General features: G+C 43.3%; 16 protein-coding genes. 7 read left to right on the plus strand and 9 right to left on the minus strand.

Annotation, left to right across the window (positions count from 1 at the left end):
* Positions 1 to 163 precede the first annotated feature (163 nt).
* Positions 164 to 1,054 carry a LysR family transcriptional regulator gene (locus Q4592_RS17335; protein ID WP_303515494.1) on the plus strand — a complete coding sequence of 297 codons (891 nt, stop codon included), beginning with the start codon at positions 164 to 166 and terminating at the stop codon, positions 1,052 to 1,054.
* 86 nt (positions 1,055 to 1,140) lie between these two features.
* A complete protein-coding gene (locus tag Q4592_RS17340) occupies positions 1,141 to 1,533 on the plus strand; it encodes a carboxymuconolactone decarboxylase family protein (RefSeq protein ID WP_303515496.1) in 393 nt (130 codons plus the stop codon).
* Positions 1,534 to 1,575: 42 nt separating this feature from the next.
* Here Q4592_RS17340 and Q4592_RS17345 read toward each other — a convergent pair whose 3' ends face one another.
* The gene (locus tag Q4592_RS17345) at positions 1,576 to 2,361 is read right to left on the minus strand and encodes a helix-turn-helix domain-containing protein (RefSeq protein WP_303515497.1); all 786 of its coding nucleotides are present in this window, start codon (positions 2,359 to 2,361) and stop codon (positions 1,576 to 1,578) included.
* 7 nt (positions 2,362 to 2,368) lie between these two features.
* Positions 2,369 to 2,830: a carboxymuconolactone decarboxylase family protein gene (locus Q4592_RS17350; RefSeq protein WP_303515500.1), complete on the minus strand. Its 462-nt coding sequence runs from the start codon at positions 2,828 to 2,830 to the stop codon at positions 2,369 to 2,371.
* A 183-nt stretch (positions 2,831 to 3,013) separates the two neighbouring features.
* Here Q4592_RS17350 and Q4592_RS17355 point away from each other — a divergent pair, with 183 nt between their 5' ends.
* The 5 genes from Q4592_RS17355 to Q4592_RS17375 all read left to right on the plus strand — a co-directional run bounded on the left by Q4592_RS17355 (position 3,014) and on the right by Q4592_RS17375 (position 13,325).
* Positions 3,014 to 3,181, plus strand: a complete 168-nt coding sequence (locus tag Q4592_RS17355; protein WP_154675884.1) for a hypothetical protein — start codon at positions 3,014 to 3,016, stop codon at positions 3,179 to 3,181.
* A 1-nt stretch (position 3,182) separates the two neighbouring features.
* Complete coding sequence (locus Q4592_RS17360) at positions 3,183 to 3,611, plus strand: hypothetical protein (protein WP_303515503.1); 429 nt, start codon at positions 3,183 to 3,185, stop codon at positions 3,609 to 3,611.
* Positions 3,612 to 4,617: 1,006 nt separating this feature from the next.
* On the plus strand, positions 4,618 to 8,646 hold the full coding sequence (locus Q4592_RS17365; protein WP_303515506.1) for a carbohydrate-binding protein: 4,029 nt from the start codon (positions 4,618 to 4,620) through the stop codon (positions 8,644 to 8,646).
* 156 nt (positions 8,647 to 8,802) lie between these two features.
* Positions 8,803 to 11,910, plus strand: a complete 3,108-nt coding sequence (locus Q4592_RS17370) for an RICIN domain-containing protein (RefSeq protein ID WP_303515508.1) — start codon at positions 8,803 to 8,805, stop codon at positions 11,908 to 11,910.
* 185 nt (positions 11,911 to 12,095) lie between these two features.
* Positions 12,096 to 13,325 (plus strand): MFS transporter, encoded by a 1,230-nt coding sequence (locus Q4592_RS17375; RefSeq protein ID WP_303515510.1) that lies wholly within the window; start codon positions 12,096 to 12,098, stop codon positions 13,323 to 13,325.
* Positions 13,326 to 13,440: 115 nt separating this feature from the next.
* Here Q4592_RS17375 and Q4592_RS17380 read toward each other — a convergent pair whose 3' ends face one another.
* From Q4592_RS17380 to Q4592_RS17410, 7 genes are all read right to left on the minus strand, one after another.
* The gene (locus Q4592_RS17380; protein ID WP_303515513.1) at positions 13,441 to 13,827 is read right to left on the minus strand and encodes a VOC family protein; all 387 of its coding nucleotides are present in this window, start codon (positions 13,825 to 13,827) and stop codon (positions 13,441 to 13,443) included.
* 225 nt (positions 13,828 to 14,052) lie between these two features.
* Positions 14,053 to 14,391 carry a thioredoxin family protein gene (locus Q4592_RS17385; protein ID WP_303515516.1) on the minus strand — a complete coding sequence of 113 codons (339 nt, stop codon included), beginning with the start codon at positions 14,389 to 14,391 and terminating at the stop codon, positions 14,053 to 14,055.
* Between the two features lie 70 nt (positions 14,392 to 14,461).
* Positions 14,462 to 15,154 carry a triacylglycerol lipase gene (locus Q4592_RS17390; RefSeq protein WP_303515518.1) on the minus strand — a complete coding sequence of 231 codons (693 nt, stop codon included), beginning with the start codon at positions 15,152 to 15,154 and terminating at the stop codon, positions 14,462 to 14,464.
* A gap of 21 nt (positions 15,155 to 15,175) precedes the next feature.
* Positions 15,176 to 15,688, minus strand: coding sequence for a hypothetical protein (locus tag Q4592_RS17395; RefSeq protein ID WP_303515521.1), 513 nt, complete (start codon positions 15,686 to 15,688; stop codon positions 15,176 to 15,178).
* A gap of 118 nt (positions 15,689 to 15,806) precedes the next feature.
* Complete coding sequence (locus Q4592_RS17400) at positions 15,807 to 16,202, minus strand: hypothetical protein (RefSeq protein ID WP_303515524.1); 396 nt, start codon at positions 16,200 to 16,202, stop codon at positions 15,807 to 15,809.
* Positions 16,202 to 16,513, minus strand: coding sequence for a hypothetical protein (locus Q4592_RS17405; protein WP_303515527.1), 312 nt, complete (start codon positions 16,511 to 16,513; stop codon positions 16,202 to 16,204). The genes Q4592_RS17400 and Q4592_RS17405 overlap by 1 nt, the downstream gene beginning before the upstream one ends.
* A gap of 188 nt (positions 16,514 to 16,701) precedes the next feature.
* On the minus strand, positions 16,702 to 17,334 hold the full coding sequence (locus Q4592_RS17410; protein WP_303515530.1) for a LysE family translocator: 633 nt from the start codon (positions 17,332 to 17,334) through the stop codon (positions 16,702 to 16,704).
* Positions 17,335 to 17,436: the final 102 nt, after the last annotated feature.

The following is a 17,436-nucleotide window of genomic DNA, read 5'->3' on the forward strand; positions in this document are numbered from 1 at the left end:
TGTTGCACTGCGCAACAAGTGATGGCGAGCATTATTATCCAAAGAACTATTGTCAAAAATGGCACTTAGAACAAAATACTTTTGTAGAAATTATTGTTAATCCGCTAGGTAAACTGATCTAGAAGTCGCTAATATTAAGCAACCTTATTGTTAGAGTGTGGCTATGTTTACCCTTAAAAACCGATCTGATGAACTCGAAATACTGCTAGCGGTGGTAGACAGCGGTGGCTTCTCGGCTGCTGCAGACGCCTTAGACATTCAAGTGGCTAAGGTATCTCGAGCGGTTAGCAAAATAGAGAAGCAGCTAGGCATTACTATTCTTAATCGAACCACCAGACGGGTGGTACAAACCGACGAAGGCCGCCAATTTATAGAAGCGGTACGTATAGGCTTGAGCCAAATTCAACAAGCTGAAGAAGACATTATTAGTAAGGGTGAGTTGCCTCAAGGCAGGCTGCGTGTTGATGCCGCCAGCCCATTTGTGATACACCAATTAGTGCCACTAATTGGTGAGTTTAAACGCGCCTACCCCAATATAGAACTAGAGCTAAATACTAACGACGGTTTTGTGGATCTGCTGGAAAAGAAAACAGATTTAGCCATCCGCATTGGTACATTAGCAGACTCCACACTGCATGCTCGCCCCATCGGCGTGAGTAACTTGTATATTGTCGCCGCGCCCGCTTACCTGGAACAGCGAGGGGTGCCGCTGCAGGTTGCACAACTAAACGAACATGAGCTGATCGGCTTTAGCGGGGCAAAGGTGCTAAACCATTGGCCATTAAAAGGGTTTAAAACAATGAGCCCAGCTATAACTGCCAGCAGTGGCGAAACCATTCGCCAATTAGCTTTAAGCGGCAATGGCATTGCCTGTTTGTCGGGATTTATGGTGAAACACGACATCGAGCAAGGAACCTTAGTGAGTTTATTCCCAGCCCTGCAGGTAGAAGAAACTAACCAGCGACAAATTAACGCGGTGTATTACCGTTCATCTAAAGTAGCGCGACGCATCACTGCGTTCATTGATTTTATTAAACCTCGCTTAAGCTTGTAAGTTGCTGCTTGACTTGGAGTTAGCTCCAAGGTTTAGGCTACACCTTGAGTCGCAAACTTTGGGTCATTACATCAGAGGAAAAGATCATGGAAAGTAACCGATACCAACGCGGATTAGACAAGCTTAATGAAATAGACGGTGAAGCAGGCCATAAAGTTATAAATAGTCTTGCTACTATTTGCCCAGAGCTCGCTAAATTCACCATTGAATTTCCCTTTGGCGACATCTACAGTCGCCCAGTCTTAGATTTAAAATCGCGAGAAATCGCTACCGTATCTGCCCTCACGGCAATGGGAAACTGCGCACCACAACTTGCAGTGCATATTCATGGCGCGCTTAATGTAGGCTGTAGCCCAAAAGAAATTACCGAAGTGATTTTACAAATGGCGGTATATGCAGGATTTCCGGCAGCAATTAACGGCATGTTAGTCGCGAAACAGGTTTTTGAAGAACGTGGCATTTTAGAGCCTTCACAATAACAAGTAGTTAGTTAACCTGGCATGGGTCATCGCCAGTTGCGACTAGGCACTTAACACCAGTATTAAATATTGCTTAGGGGTGATTTTGGCGATGCTTTTACACTCTCGTGTCATGTGGGCTTGATCAGAAAAGCCCTGACTTAGTGCCAACTCTGCTAAATCTACAGTAGGCTGGTTCTTTAGGGCCTTAAGAGTCATTTTCACTCTTAAGGTACGTTGCCACTGCTTTGGGGTCATGCCCATCAAATGTTGAAAATGCCGCTCAAGTTGACGCTGGCTTAACGCCACTTTGTTGCTCAGCAAGCCAATGTCTTTTGCATATTGCATAAAGTTAATGGCTTGAGTAAAACTTTGCGGTGGAGAATCAACTGCACTCAAACTGTGCTGTAGCCACTTGTACATCACAATAATTCGAGACTGCTGCCCCCTAAGTTCTTGCAATTGTTGGCAGAGTAACTGGAGTTGGTGATTGCGTTGCGGATCGATACTATCATTGGTGTTTCTTGGCAGAGTACCAAAGAACCCTGTACTCACTCCGGGTAAAAACCTAAATCCTGCAAGCTGTGCCTTGGCAGGTAAGGTGATTGAACGCGCCACTTTGCTAACCGGCAAAATAATCATTCCAGCTTCATATTGTTTGCCATCTAAACGCAGCGGCGGCCCTAAATTGAACAGCACACCGCTGCAGCCGTCGGCCTGCAACCAGCGTGTCATTGAGCCAGCACTTTGGCCATCAAGCGAAGCCGACCACAAGGCTTGAATGGTATCGGCCAAACGCCCCTTGGGTCGAAATAAAGAAAACCTAAAACGCTGGTCAACCTCGTTCAATATTTGCTTAGCTGGGTGTATAACTGCCTACCTTTGATGTAAATGCTTTCGCGATTCTATTCCAACTATTGATCGCATTAGTAGCAATGGTCAAATCAACCAAAGCTTTTTCGCCAAATTGATTTAAAGCTTGTTTATAAAGCGCATCGCTTATCGGATGCCCGGCACTAATGGCTTCTGCCCACTCTAGTGCCATGCGTTCATTATCCTTGTACCAAGGCAAATCCTGCCAGGCGCTTAAACCAATAATTCGTTGCTCGGTTTCTCCCGCTTTTAAGGCATCTTTACTATGCATATCAATACAAAACGCACATTGATTAATTTGGGATATACGCAATTTAACCAGCTCCCACATGGCTAAGTTTACGCTGTCAGATTCAAGAAATTGGCCTCGTAAATAGTCCTCTTGTTGCATGAGGATCTCCATACCCTTCGGCGCATTAGCAAAATAGTTCAGTCGAGTTTTCATAGTCTTCTCCTTTTTAGTTACAGAAAGACTAACGGGAAGCCCTAAAGGTTTATTGAAGATTTTCGACATCCTTCATCAGCAAACAAATTGCAGCTATAAGTTAGCCTGAAAGGTGCTTATTTAACTAATATTAATAAGGCGCAGATAATAGACACATACAAACAACAACAGTGAAAACAGACCATGAACAACCTTAGCAAAATTCTTATTGCCTCTGTACTTGGTGCAGTGTTTTACAATAGCGCAGCCACAGCTAACATTGTAGAGATTGAAATCTACCAAGATGGTATTGAATACGAGTGTTTACAAGATACTCAAACTGGCAAAATTTTTAACTGTGAGCGTGATTAATATGAAAACCTACTTAGCTATACTTGCCGCTTTAATTGGATTCACCGCCAATGCCGACACGCTTAACAATGCTATACAATGGCAGGTTGGCGACAACAATAATGCCATGATCGTAAGTAAAGATTTAGGTTACGTAGCCGAATTTAGTTTTTACGATGGCGGGATTACTTTCTCTAGTACCTTGCGTGGTAAATGTGCTGGTACACAGCAGAGCCATCAGGTACAAGGTAAAACCGTTGAATTTACCCTAAAGCAAAACAACGAACATTGTTCATTGATTCCAACAAACAATAAAGACAAAGCAGTAGTGAATGGATCGTTTAATCGCTTAAGTACGGTGAGTTTTAACAACGCTACATTTACCACTAAGGGCTTCCACGACGCCTTGGTAAGGGCTGAAAAAATCCGTTTTACTCGCACTAACAGCTAAGCCTGTAAAGGATAAAGCCGTTTCAACAAAATACATGATGTTATTATCGGTTTTCACCTCCTCCGGTTAACCACATTCAATATTTGTATCTACGTAGAAGTTGAACAAGGACGTTGCTAAATCATAAACTCAATTAGCCAATGGGTTCTTCATTTTTAATATGAAGATTTGGAAACACCAATAACCCTTAATAACCGCCCCCTTCCCCCTAAGTCGACAGTTTTGAATAGCTCATCGTCAAACATTAACAACAACACAGTTACTCGGAACTTAGCCAGTGTCTACTCTGTTGCTAATTATTGTCTATTCCTTAACTTTTAGTATGCAAAAATACGCATATTATTCATTAACTTAATAAAGTAGTCCCTGCTTTAGAGCAGTCGAATAATCAACCAATAGCTGCTCGTTATTCCACCACACAGTATTCAGTGACAAGGCTGAAACTATAGTTACTAAACCATTAAGGTATTACAAAACAACAAGTTAAAGCTCATACAACTCCGACCAGAAGGTACATTAGATTTACTTAGTAATCTCTCGTTTCACCACCATGCACTCCGCTTTGAGCTTCTGCACATTTTTGTAAAACAGCTAATTATTCACCCACCCGAAATAAATATTGATCAACCAATTGTGATGAAGATCTAAATATTGGGTTACCAATAATGTTACTAATTTCTTATTGATACAATTATTGGTCAACCTGTGTAGTTATTTAGGGACACTAATAAGCCAATAAGGAGGTTGGTAATTCTAGAATCGCTTAACCAAGGGAGTGGTTACCAGTGTTAAATAATTTATTTGAAATAATCATATTACTTAAGCCCTTGGCTTAAGTGTTGCTGCTGGTGACTAACGTAATTGGTAAGTAACTCCCCTAGTGCTTAAGCAAGTAAACAATCAATTTTGGTAACCAATATTGGTGTACCAAAAAAGCATATGCGTTTAAAAAATAGAGAAGTAGCAAACGCGAATAGATAACTAGGATATAAACATAGGAAGTTTTATGACTATTAAGGCAAAGAAAATGGCTCCACTCTACTTTGCCGTCAGTTCAATTCTGAGCATAGGTGTATGTTCAGCGGCGACTGGCGAAGCAATACGAGTAGAGGCCGAAGATTTCGTTATGATTGGCGGAACCTTCGATGATGGCCAAATTGCTGCGGTAAGTACTTATACGGTAAATGGCGCAACCGCAATCAACTTTGTAAACAAAGGTGACTACTTAGATTATCAAGTAGACATTGCCGAAGCAGGGTCTTACAGCATTGAATACTTTATTGGCACTGGTATAGCAGACGGTGCGGAAATTGAAGTGCTAGTAAAAGACGGCGGTGCTTGGGTTTCTCAAGGAAGAACCACAGTACCTGCGTCAGGTTGGGACAATTATCAAGCGCTAGACTCTAACCACACGCTAGAGCTGCCCAGTGGCCAGGTCGATATCAGAATATCAGCCTCTGGCACTAACGATTGGCAGTGGAATTTAGACTACTTTACCCTGCAAAAAGTTGCTGACCAACCGGTTGATCCAGAACCTCCGGTGGTATTACCCCCAGAGGCGATTATTACCCAAGCGAGTAGCTTTGCGTCTAGTGGTGGCACCTTTGCCGATGGTCAACCCTCGCCTGTTAGCACCTACACCAGCAATGGTGTAAGCGCGATTAACTACATCAACAAAGGCGACTACGTTGATTACAACCTAAACATTGCAGAGTCAGGTGATTACAGTATTGAGTACTTGATTGCTACCGCAATTGATAGCGGCGTAGAAATTGAAGTACTGCTAAACACCGGCAATGGGTGGGCATCAGTAGGTAAATCTTCGGTAGCAGCTGGTGGCTGGGATAACTACCAATCTCTAAAACCTAGCTACCTGTTATCTATTCCTAGTGGTTCAGTACAATTACGTTTAAATGCCTCAGGCAGTAATGATTGGCAGTGGAACCTAAGCAGCTTTGCTCTATTACGAGAAGCTGATATTACCGATCCAACGGACCCTACCGATCCAACGGACCCTACCGATCCAACGGACCCTACTGATCCAACAGACCCTACTGATCCAACCGACCCTACTGATCCAACCGACCCTGTTGATCCTCCCGTGGTTATTCCACCGGGTAACGGCAGTGACCCAGTACCAGTAAGTGGTAGCTTTACCTTAGAAGCCGAAAACTACCAAGCAGTGGGCGGCGAAGTTCAAATCTACGACTTGGATAACGGTAAAGCAGTCAATTACTTTAACTCTGGCGACTACTTAGAGTTTTACATTGAGCTAGAAACCGGCGGCTTATACGACGCCAGCTACCGAGTCGCTACCGGTACGCTCAGTGATACAGCCGTAGGTTTAATGGTCACCGACCACAATGGCCAGTTGGCGGTTAAAAACGTAACAACAGTTAATAGCGTTGGCGGAGACTGGGATGCATTTTACACCCAACCTGGTAATGGTAAATTTAACGTCTTTAGTGGCGTAAATACTATTCGAGTTTATGGTGCAGGATCAGCAGATTTCCAGTTTAACATCGACAGCATCAGCTTTAGTCGCGTGGGTAATATTGACCTCGCAGCAGATGGTGATAACGATGGTGTGCCAGATGTAGATGACTTATGCCCTAGCAGTCCAAGTGATGAAACAGCAGACGCAACTGGCTGTACGCCATCGCAAAAAGACAGCGACGAAGATGGCATTAATGATCGCATCGATCAATGTCCAAACACGCCTCCGGGTTCTTTTGTTGACGACATAGGTTGTATTAGCACCGGCGGTGACGATGACGACTTTGATGGAATTCCGAATACCATTGATCAGTGTCCTAACACCCCATTTGGCCAAAACGTTAATCCACAAGGTTGCCCTGTTTCAGGAAGCGATGCCGATGAAGATGGTGTTGCCAATAGTGTAGATATTTGTCCAAATACACCAGCCGATGAGTTCGCCAATGCCGAAGGTTGTTCGACTTCTCAGTTAAACAATAGCCACACTGTATCGGTTAGTGTAAACGCCAACATCATGCACGAAGTAAACGGGGTATCTGACTTTGGCCGTAATCGCCATATCACCATGCACAGTGCTATTTACGAGAATGATTGGAACGGCCACAGTGACCGCCTAAATTACATCGTAAATACTCTTGGTGTAACCTTAGGTCGAGACAACGGTACTGCTACATGGCGCTTTAACGAAACCGCCCAAAATCCAAACGAGGCCAATACGCCAGATTTAGATTGGATGGTTAATCGTGGTGAAGTACTGCGTAACGACTACGCAAATAATGAGTTTTATAAACGCTTCTCACCAACTAGCACCGAATTAATTGCTGGTACTAACCCGCACCCTACTTACCCTACCCTTAGCTGGTACGACAATGGCATTACTACCACTGGTTGGCAGCCGAAAACCATTGAAACCTCAGCCAAATGGATGGGTCATTACTTAGCGAATTACTATGCTAACTCGCAAAATGGAAACGTAGGCGAACCAATGCCTAAGTTTTGGGAAGTGATCAACGAACCTGACATGTTAATGAAAACCGGTCAGTTCATGGTCACTAACCAAGAAGATCTATGGCGTTATCACAAACTGGTTGCTCAAGAGATTAAGCAAGCACTGGGTGACGAAGCACCAATGATTGGCGGCATGACTTGGGGTCAGCATGACTTCTACCGTCGTGATGGTATCTCTCGCTACGCCGACGACTACCTATGTGCATGGGTAGACGAAGAAGCCTGTGAGTTATTCACCAGCAAGATGCAAACTACCGTTGATGATACCCGTGAACAAGACTGGTACCAGTGGGATGTTATGTGGCGTGGCTTTATGGAAGAATCAGGTGCCGATATGGACTTCTACGCAGTGCATATTTACGACTGGCCAAGTGAAACAGCCGGCGGTCGCGCACCTACCGTTCGCCGTGGTGGACACGTACAAGCCATGCTAGACATGATGGAATGGTACGACGTGAACCTAGGTGGACTAGAAAACCGTAAACCGATCGTAATGTCTGAATACGGCGCAGTAAATGGCGCTTGGGACCAATTGCCACACGAAGAACGTTACGACATAGCCAACCTTAAAGCGTTTAACGGCATGTTAATGCAGTTCTTACAACGCCCAGACTACGTTATTAAGTCTATGCCGTTTACCCCAGCTAAACCTTTATGGGGATACAAGCCTGGTGGCTGTGGTTACGACGCAAGCGTTAACTGTACCGCGCCTTACCATTACTCAATGATGATGGAGTCAGAGCTGAATAACGGTGATTGGCAGTGGTCTTCTTACATCAAGTTCTTTGAGCTATGGGCTGATGTAGATGGTACACGTGTTGACGCGCGCTCTAGCGATCCAGATGTTCAAGTCAATGCCTACGTAGACGGCAAAGAGCTGTTTGTCATCATCAACAATCTTGAAGATTACGACACTAGCGTAAACCTAAACGTAGCGGGCTTAACTGGCCTAAACGTAAGCAATGTTGAATTACGTCAAATGTACTTCGACGGTGTAGAGCACACTAAACTAGAGCGCCGCCATAAACAGCAGCTTCCTTCTAGTTTAACGCTGGCAGGTGATGGAACAGTTGTATTGCGTTACAGCCTAAGCGCCAACGTTAACGTTAACCAAAAAGTGGTTGAACACAAATACTTTGGAGAAAGTGTTAGCGGTGGTTCAGTACCACATCGCATTAGCGTTGAAGGTGGAGCTAAAACCGTAAAAGTGAACGGCCTTGCTGTTCCAAGCGGCGCAGCTGAAGCAATGTTACGTTTAACCGTCGCCTTGTTCCCAGACCAAGATGATCTTGAAGGTGGTCTACTTACCATTAATTCACTCGTAGTGAATGGTAACGAAGTGAGTACGCCTATCGATTGGCGCGGACCTGCTAAATACTCAGCAGACCGTTACTTTGCCACCTTAGAAATTCCTGTACCGGTAGAGTACCTCTCTACCAACAACACCGTAAATGTTGATTTCAAACATAACGGTGAGCTAACGGTAGCCAGCATGGTGGTTTGGGACTTCTCCGCCCCTCCACAACGCTAATACCTTAGCTATTTCTTGGCCCTAGCACCAAGACCGTAAGCAAAACGCCGCATCCCTGTGCGGCGTTTTTTTAAGCACCCAAATACAATAGCCTTAGTTCTACGATGTTGTTTTCGAGTTAGCGCTAAGGAGCGATTAAAAAGGATAACTAAACCAATGAAAACGTTTAGCTTTACCACATGTCACTCACGCTTAGTAAAACTAAGTACTAGCAGTTTGTTAGCGCTAAGCCTTAGTGTGCCTGCCGCCAATGCCTGGCAATGGGGCGATGCGACCAACGACACCAGCTATCAGCAGCTTAAGTCGCAAGCACAAACCGCGCGCACTCAACTTATTCAAACCATCAATCAAGCCGAGCAACAAGGCCTTAACACCGACTATGCCAATGTATCTAAAGTGGTCATTGATCTATTTCTTAGATACGCCGAATTTGATCGGCAAAACCCGCAAGTTATTCAAGCTAAAATTGACGCTATTTGGTGGAATGAATTCATTCCTAACAACTACGCACAAAACATTCCCTTTGAAGAATTAAAAGACAGTATTACCGTCGCTGAGCGTGCCGTAGAAGAGCTGCAAGCCCAAATGAATGGCAGCTTGGTATTACAAACACCTTTCGACTTTAGCTCTGGGCCAGTTGTTCTCAAAGGTGACAAGTTCACTATTAATGACCAAGCCGTTTATCCTAGTAGCTTTAATTGGTTACCCAGCGAAGACAATTACATTGATGCCTTTGGTCGTATTGGCGGCGATTACTACCCAGTAGCAGAACTAAAAGAAAGCGGTGGCTTACACAGTTGGTCGGTTAGCGGTGCAGTAGAAGAACTGCAAAAACAAAACAGTAAGTACATGGATCCCAAAGTATTCTTCTTGGGTTATAACGCCAGCACTTGGCAAAAAAATGCCGCGCCAGAAGCCTTTGAAACTGGCCGATACTTTGTGCCCTTCGATATAGACAACAGCAGCATTCGCAGTTGGTATCAACAACTCATGCAGCACTATATTCCTGGCACCAAAGATCAAGCTGGTCAAGGCACAAGAATTCACTTATTAGCTAACGAACCACACTTTTCTACCCGCGAGGGCGGTTGGTTAGCCGGCAACGGGGTATCTGCCACCACCAAACAAAAGTACCAAGATTGGCTACTACAAAAATACAGTAGCATTAGCGATTTAAACCAAAGCTATGGCACTCAATATGCCAATTTTACGCAAGCTAAAAACGGCTTAGTGTTGCCAATTGCTAAATCCCTACAAGGTGGCCCCATTTGGTACGATTGGTGCAAATTTAACATGGCGCGTGTTACCGAGTGGTTCAGTTTCTTAAAACGCAACGTTCAACAGCACGATCCTCAAGCCAAAGTCACCATTAAAATACTGGGCTGGATCATGAGTTCAGAATGGCGAGACCATGGCATCGACATTGAAGCACTGGCCAAGCTGCAAGATGTAATGGGTTCAGATTTTAGTATGGGTCCAAAAGATTTAGTGAACTTTAAAAACAAAGAATTTGAATTTAGAGAGCGCTACAGCATTGAATGGGTAGAGCAATCTCGAGGCTTAGACTTTTACCGCAGCATCGCCCCTAACAAACCATTCTATGATTCTGAGTGGCATGGCTTATCGGCCGAATGGCAACACTTTGACATGGAACCCAACTACGTACGCGCAAGCCTTTGGTTAGCCCACACCCACGGTATGAAAATGAATACCGCTTGGGTATGGGGCCGCAAAGACGACGGTGATCCAAGCAGCGTAAACTCAATATTTGTGTCAGAACCAACCACCCAACCTCTCGTGATGGATGCCTACGGTCGTACCATGAAAGAGCTAAACGCTCATACCGACAGTTTCAACCAACTGGTAGATTACGACACAACATTCCGTATTTTCTATTCTGAAGATTCAGCCATTCAAGACGGCAGCTACATTGGCAAACTCACCAAAGTGTACGAAGCACTTAAAATGTTGAATGTAGATGTAGGGTTCACTACCGCGTCAGAGTTAAGCAACGTAGGCGCAAACAACGTGATCATTATTCCGCCCACACCGTATCTAAGTTATTGGGAATATAAAGCACTGCAAGATAACGCCGCTGAAAAGATACTGGTTGATCGTCAAGCGTCCTTTGTTAAGAACCAACACGGCAAACAACGCAATCAACCACAAATGCCCTCTTATGCCGATATTACCTTTAGTAGCGTATATGACATGGCAGACGAACTCGCTAGCAACGTTAACGCTTTAGCTAAGCAGCGAGTGGTAGATTTCCAAATAACCGATATGCAAAACCAAGCGGCTTATGGAGTGTTTGTTCGCCAAGCAACTGACAACAACGGCGATACGACCCTGTCCATCATTAACGTGAGTAAAGACAAGCGTAAACTGCGTTTAGAGCTTCCTAATAAAGTAAAAGACTTAGTGACTGGCAATATGTTAGCTCAAGATTTTGAGTTAGCGCCTTATGATGTTTATCTGGTAAAAACCAGCCAACAAGCCACCGCAGATAACAGCTTAAGCAGCATAACTGTTCCGGCAACCATCAATGCTGGGCAGCAACTATCTGTCGGTGTTAATTACTCGGCAAACGCCCAACAAAACTTAGAACTGCACTTGGTCAGTCGTACCACCTGGGCATCCGTGGCAAAACAACAAAAAGTGGTTTACTCGGCAAGCAATAAAAACACGTGGTTTGGTTTTGAGGTACCTAGCGATATCCCCAGTGGCGACTACGAGTTTAGAGCCATGTTAATACCTGAAGGCCAAACCTGGCGCGAGGCACATGACATACTCAACCAACGGGTGGTGGTTAGCGAAAACCAAAACGGTAGTGCCATTCCAAGCGATTGGACCAACCTAGAACTCGCCCACAGTGGACGCTGTTTCGACTTAACCGGTGGCAACACCGCTAACGGCACCGGTTATCAACAATGGGATTGTAATACGTCCAACCTAAATCAACGTTTTAAGTTTGTTCCTGTCATCGATGGGTGGTACCTCATTCAATCTCAACGAAGCGATAAGTGCGTTGATTTAGACAATGGGTCAACCGCCGATGGAGCGAAGGTGCAACAATGGAGCTGTATGCCAAACAACCAAAACCAACATTGGAAGATAAACCCTAAAGACAATGGCAGGTATGAGCTAATCGCTCGAAAGAGTAATAAATGTATCGATGCCGAAGGTAAAGCCACCACGAATGGAACACCGTTAGTGCAGTGGTCTTGTTACAACGGAGATAATCAGCAATTTACTTTTAAATAACCGCAAATACATCAAGCTTCCTGCAGGGAAGCTTGATGTTACAACATCCACTTCACAACTACATTGATATAACTAATCACTTCTAATGACAGAGTAAAACAAAGATTAAACAATGGCTTAGTAAATATGTATTACAAATTAAGCAATTTGATGTAAAATCTATTCTTTATCTTGCCTATGCTGTCATGCCACGTTTTTTACCATCTACATTAATTACGCTATTGGGCGTATTTTTAGTTGCCCTTAATTTACGTGCACCTTTTACCAGCCTAGCGCCGGTATTAGAGCAAGTGATGGAAAGCCTATCGCTAACAGCGTCACAGGCTGGGTTTATTACCGCCCTCCCCTTAATCTCTTTAGCCGTGTTCTCCTCAATGGCGCCTAAGCTCTCCCATCGCATAGGTTTAGAGAAAGCGCTGGTAGTATCTTTAATCTGTATAGCAATTGGCATAGTGGTTCGTTCATTGGGCAATGTATCGCCTCTTTATCTAGGAACGGTGATCCTGGGTGCCGGTATTGCCTTTGGTAATGTATTGTTGCCTGCGGTAGTGAAAAAGTTTTTCCCAGAGCGAATTTCTGAAGTCTCATCGCTATACATTTTTGTTATGGGTGTAGGCTCTACATTGGCTGCAAGCTTAATGGTACCCTTATCTCATCAAGCGCCTGCCCAGTTTTTTGGTTGGCAGTTTTCGCTGGCTTTTACCCTCATTTTTCCAATTGCAGCACTAATGTTTTGGTTACCAAGCTTATCTTCTCAGTCAAAATCCAAGCAACACCAAAGCGAAAAAGACGCAACAGAGCATACGCCGCTGTCCTCTCTTTTACGCTCGCCAGTGGCTTGGTTTGTAACCTTAGCGCTAGGTATTAACTCGTTCACCTTTTATGCTTTTGCCGGGTGGCTGCCTAAAATCCTTAACGACGTTGGCTACAGCGAATTAGATGCTGGCTATATTTACGGTTTTTTGCAGTTTTCTACCATGGTGCCTGGCTTAGCACTCATGCCTATTTTGGCAAGAGTACGCAACCATGCCTTGCTTATAGGCCTGTGTGCTTCTGGCGTTGTATTCAGTTTACTTGGCACGATAGTGGCGCCTAATTTGGCCATTATGTGGGTGGGGTTATTTGGTTTAAGTAACTGCTCTACCTTTATTATTGCGCTAAGTTTTATCGGCCATAAAACCTCTAATACTCAGCAAGCGGCTGCTTTGTCGGGCATGTCTCAAAGCATTGGTTACGCGCTAGCGGCTACTGGCCCATCGTTAATTGGCTTTATTCATACAAGCAGTGGCAACTGGCAATGGCCAATTATTACCATCGCCCTATTTGCGGTAGCGTGTACGGTATTTTCAGTACTTGCCGCCAAAGGGAAAAGGCTAAAGCTCAACAGTAAGGGAAAGGAAAACCCTAACACTTAGCCCTTCTTAATCACCTACCGCTTAACAACTCAAGCGACTAAAGGAAGTTAGGCAGAGGTAACTACAACAAAACCAGTGGCTAGCATGGCTGGTTTTGTTATTTTAAAGCAGTAAATTATTCATTAGGTATAAAATGAGTGGCGCATATTTTGTTGCCGTCTGGGTCACGTAAGTAAGCCAAGTAAAGCTGGCGCGGCGCTTTACCTCTCACCCCCGGCGGCTCTTCAATCGCTGTTCCTCCGTGTGCTATCCCTACGCGATGCCACTCGTTTATAATCTCTGGACTACTGGCAATAAAGCCAACGGTCATGCCGTTGCCGATACTGGCGGCTTCACCATCTATAGGTTTAGTGAGGCCCAATACTCCTGACGCGGTGGCATACATACAACGCCCTTTGGGGTCTATCACGCCTTTGTTGTATCCAAGTACCAACATAATTTCATCATAAAAAGCTTTCGAACGTGTTAGATCATTAGTACCAATCATCACGTGACTAAACATAACTTATCCTTAAGGTTAAACGTCTACTGCTTATCAAGTTAAAACAGTAACAACTCTAGAAATAGAACGATATTGCGATTACAGCGAGCCGCCTAAAAATCACTAAATGAGGTTTGAGCCTCACTGGCTAAACAGTAAAGCTTAGTGCTTGTTAACTATATGCCGCTCTCTCCCCCACATTTGGCGAATTAAGCAACCAGTACTGATAAGGTCAGTAGGTAAAATTTAGGCCTTTATATTTGCCAATAAAGCGATTATTTCTTCAGTTTCTACCGGCCTCACTATACGCGCCACTTCTTTCCCTGACTCAAGCAAAATTAAAGTTGGCCAAAGCTTTACCTTAAACGAACGACCTAAGCGCTTTCCCTTACCGTCAAACACTTTTATGTGTGGTAAACCTGCCTTAGATAACACCGATTCAATAGCAGGTGCAGCCGCTTTACAGTGGCCACACCACGTTGCGCCAAATTCAAGTATTGCGTAGCCGCTAAGCTCAGCCACCTCTTCAATGCTGGGGGCGTCTTCTTGGTATTCAGGGTTAAAACCTGTGTGGCTTGCTTTCATGCTATTTTCCTATGCGATTACAAGATAATTAAAGCGACTCAGCGCTTTTAGTAAGCTAAGTCCTTTTGGGTTAATGTTCAAATTCACCCGTTTTTAAAAACAACTTCACTTGTTTTATAACGTCTTCATTTTTCATCATAAAAGTATGAGTAACCGGCATAACAAGGTGATCAGTCATTCCCTCAACTTTAGTACGCTCTACGGACACTTTTCCATCATCAGGGTTGGGTAGCATTAACGAAAGAAAGGGATTAAAGGTAGAACTCCCCGCGATAATGCCAACGGGATAAGTCACCGGGCCAATAGAGTTTGGCACGCTGTCATCTTCTGTTCCTAGCTGCATACCCGCAGGGCCATTAACCAATTCAAAGCCGGGTACATTTTTAAGCTTATCGACAACCTCACTACTTTTATTTGGTGGCCCTAACATCACCACGCGGCCAAGCTCATTAAGCCTGTTTTCGCTCAAATACTTTCGCAATACAATGCCGCCAAGCGAGTGAGTAACAAAATTTACCGGTTTAGCACTACCACATGCTTCTAATGCTTTGGTCACGTGAAACTTAGATATTGCCTCAATTTCCAAACTCGTTGATGGATAACCATAATTAGAAACAACATACCCTTCTTCCTCTAGTGCTTTGGCAAGTTTACCCATAGAACTCTCTGAGCGGGCCATTCCATGAAGTAAAACCACGCACTCGTCGGCCAAAACTGCATTGCTAGATATCAACAACAATACAGCGACAAAGACACTTTTCATTAATACCACGCTGAGTAGTTCCTAATCTAGACAGTATAATCCGCAAGCATTAGCCCAAGTCTCGATTAAATATACAAATCTTTCGTTTCTCAAGTAAAACACATTTGTGTCATCACTACCTTCAAAGTACAAAGCTTCAAGTTTTGGTAAAGCAACGCTAAAAAAGTACTTGTTGCTCACATAGTTCGAAGCGCTTTCCATATACTTAGCTTTACTGTTTTCTGATGTGAACTTACGAAAAACGGGTCGGCTTTTTGACCTACGACCTTTGAAAGTAAAACTTATTACCTCAGTATTTTCTGCAATAACTCTGGAAAAGCTATCAAACTTTTTATCTCTCTGTCTTTGTTCAATTTCTGGCACGTCTGCTAGCAACTTATTTGCTTCGACTTCACTTAACCAATGATCAAAAACTGAAATAGCCATGAATCTGTATTTGTCGGTATCTTCAACTGAAAAAACCTTTTCCAGCTCTGGATACAGTTCAACGAGTGGGGCTTGCTCCTGCTGACTCAAATTTTGAAATTTACGCATAACTTCCTTGAGAATCTAACACTGTAAAAGCAGCTAACTGTTACTTGTCTAAAATTGTTGGGGTACGAAACACAGGTAGCCGTTATAGGTTGGTTTTTATTCATCAATTGTTAAGCACCTATTTTTCGAAAAGAGCTATAAATAGGGGAGCTATATTAACAAACAAGAAAGCGCCAACAATTACACCTGTCATTACATTTATTAACATATATAAAAGCCTGGGCAATAAAGTCCTTAATGGATAAATCAGGCCAGAAGCGGCAACCCAAAATGGAACAGAGAACATCACAGATAGTACAACACCAATGAGGTGCTCATGTCTTACTGGATTCGCGTCTGTATCAATCAAATAAGACAGATAATATTTCCCCGCGATACCAAGGAGAATTACTCCTCCAACGACTGTTAGAGTAGCAAATGAAAACAAAATTTTTTGTTTTATCGTGGCATTATATTTAGGTTTATTTCGAATTAAGGGTTCGTTCGGGTGCTTGACCATCTTATTGTGCAACATTAACTTTCAAAGACTTCATCTAGTATGCCAAAAACATACTCATGCATATAAGAATTACCACCACAGTGAGTCAATTCATTATCTTGAGTTTGAAATACCAAGTATGGGTTAACAACAACACCGTCAAATTCTGTAGTCGATGAATTATCTAATGTGGTGGCAATACTGAAAGCAATATTTCCAACCATTTCTTTTAGTTGCTCATCTTTTACCCCAGCAAGTTTAAGATCACTCTTTACTCTGTCAATAATCTCACCAATCAAGATCATTTGATGCTCGTCAAAACTCTCAGCGTTTAACTTTAATTCCATTTATCTCTCTGCTTAATTATTATCACCACAAAAACAAAGCCTCCTATTATATCAATTCTTACAAGACTGAAAGGCCAACAAGCTGATTGGTAGTCAACCCTGATCTTCGTACTTCAATCTCCTTTCAATTAGGAAATTTAATTCGACCACGTCCCCTTTTACTACACCTATTCTTAATTATTAGAGCTTTATTCCGAGCTCGCTCTAATAATTAGTTTAAAACCTAAGCCACCAATAATAAAACTTGCCACACGGTCAAGAATCGTCTTTAAATTTAGATATACTTTTCTAGGAATATTTGAAGACAGCGCTAAAGCAACGATAGAATACCAGCCAGCCTCAAGTATAAATAACATTAGAGCTAAGAGCAGTATCAATGAAATAGACAAATCGGCAGGAAGTAGAGCTGCAAAAACACTTCCATAGAAAATAGCTGTTTTAGGGTTGCTTAGTTGAGTAACCAATCCTATTTTGAATGATTGGTAAACTTTACTTGGCTTTTCACCCGAGCCATCAACAATATCAACAGTCTGTTTTGATCCTCGCCATATTACAACAGCAAGGTAGAATAAGTAGGCTCCGCCTAGTATTTTTAACACCATGTATAGAGTAGGAACGCTCAACAATACTGCTTGTAATCCCAAAAGAGCCAAAGCTGCAAAAAATAGAGCACCAACTCCCATACCAAGAGCCGTTGCTAAACCGTCGGCTCTTGAGTTGGCTACTGCCGTTCGAGCCACTAATACAAAACTTGGCCCAGGGCTCATTATGCCAAGGCTCATTACTCCCAATATGCTTATGAGAGGCGCTATAATTTCCATATTCTAGTCCTGTACAATATTTTATGAAATTTTACTAATCGTAATTAAGGCGCAGCGCTAATCGCTTAATATTTGATACCTTAGCAACAATAAGCACTTTTA

This window comes from Agarivorans sp. 1_MG-2023, from assembly GCF_030548385.1.
GTDB lineage: Bacteria > Pseudomonadota > Gammaproteobacteria > Enterobacterales > Celerinatantimonadaceae > Agarivorans.

Excerpts from the sequence above, each read along its gene's own strand:
- Q4592_RS17355 (WP_154675884.1), top strand. The coding sequence starts at position 3,014 with ATGAACAACCTTAGCAAAATTCTTATTGCCTCTGTACTTGGTGCAGTG.
- Q4592_RS17405 (WP_303515527.1), bottom strand. The coding sequence starts at position 16,513 with ATGGAATTAAAGTTAAACGCTGAGAGTTTTGACGAGCATCAAATGATC.
- Q4592_RS17395 (WP_303515521.1), bottom strand. The coding sequence starts at position 15,688 with ATGCGTAAATTTCAAAATTTGAGTCAGCAGGAGCAAGCCCCACTCGTT.
- Q4592_RS17350 (WP_303515500.1), bottom strand. The coding sequence starts at position 2,830 with ATGAAAACTCGACTGAACTATTTTGCTAATGCGCCGAAGGGTATGGAG.
- Q4592_RS17410 (WP_303515530.1), bottom strand. The coding sequence starts at position 17,334 with ATGGAAATTATAGCGCCTCTCATAAGCATATTGGGAGTAATGAGCCTT.
- Q4592_RS17400 (WP_303515524.1), bottom strand. The coding sequence starts at position 16,202 with ATGTTGCACAATAAGATGGTCAAGCACCCGAACGAACCCTTAATTCGA.
- Q4592_RS17390 (WP_303515518.1), bottom strand. The coding sequence starts at position 15,154 with ATGAAAAGTGTCTTTGTCGCTGTATTGTTGTTGATATCTAGCAATGCA.
- Q4592_RS17375 (WP_303515510.1), top strand. The coding sequence starts at position 12,096 with ATGCCACGTTTTTTACCATCTACATTAATTACGCTATTGGGCGTATTT.
- Q4592_RS17365 (WP_303515506.1), top strand. The coding sequence starts at position 4,618 with ATGACTATTAAGGCAAAGAAAATGGCTCCACTCTACTTTGCCGTCAGT.
- Q4592_RS17335 (WP_303515494.1), top strand. The coding sequence starts at position 164 with ATGTTTACCCTTAAAAACCGATCTGATGAACTCGAAATACTGCTAGCG.
- Q4592_RS17370 (WP_303515508.1), top strand. The coding sequence starts at position 8,803 with ATGAAAACGTTTAGCTTTACCACATGTCACTCACGCTTAGTAAAACTA.
- Q4592_RS17385 (WP_303515516.1), bottom strand. The coding sequence starts at position 14,391 with ATGAAAGCAAGCCACACAGGTTTTAACCCTGAATACCAAGAAGACGCC.
- Q4592_RS17340 (WP_303515496.1), top strand. The coding sequence starts at position 1,141 with ATGGAAAGTAACCGATACCAACGCGGATTAGACAAGCTTAATGAAATA.
- Q4592_RS17380 (WP_303515513.1), bottom strand. The coding sequence starts at position 13,827 with ATGTTTAGTCACGTGATGATTGGTACTAATGATCTAACACGTTCGAAA.
- Q4592_RS17360 (WP_303515503.1), top strand. The coding sequence starts at position 3,183 with ATGAAAACCTACTTAGCTATACTTGCCGCTTTAATTGGATTCACCGCC.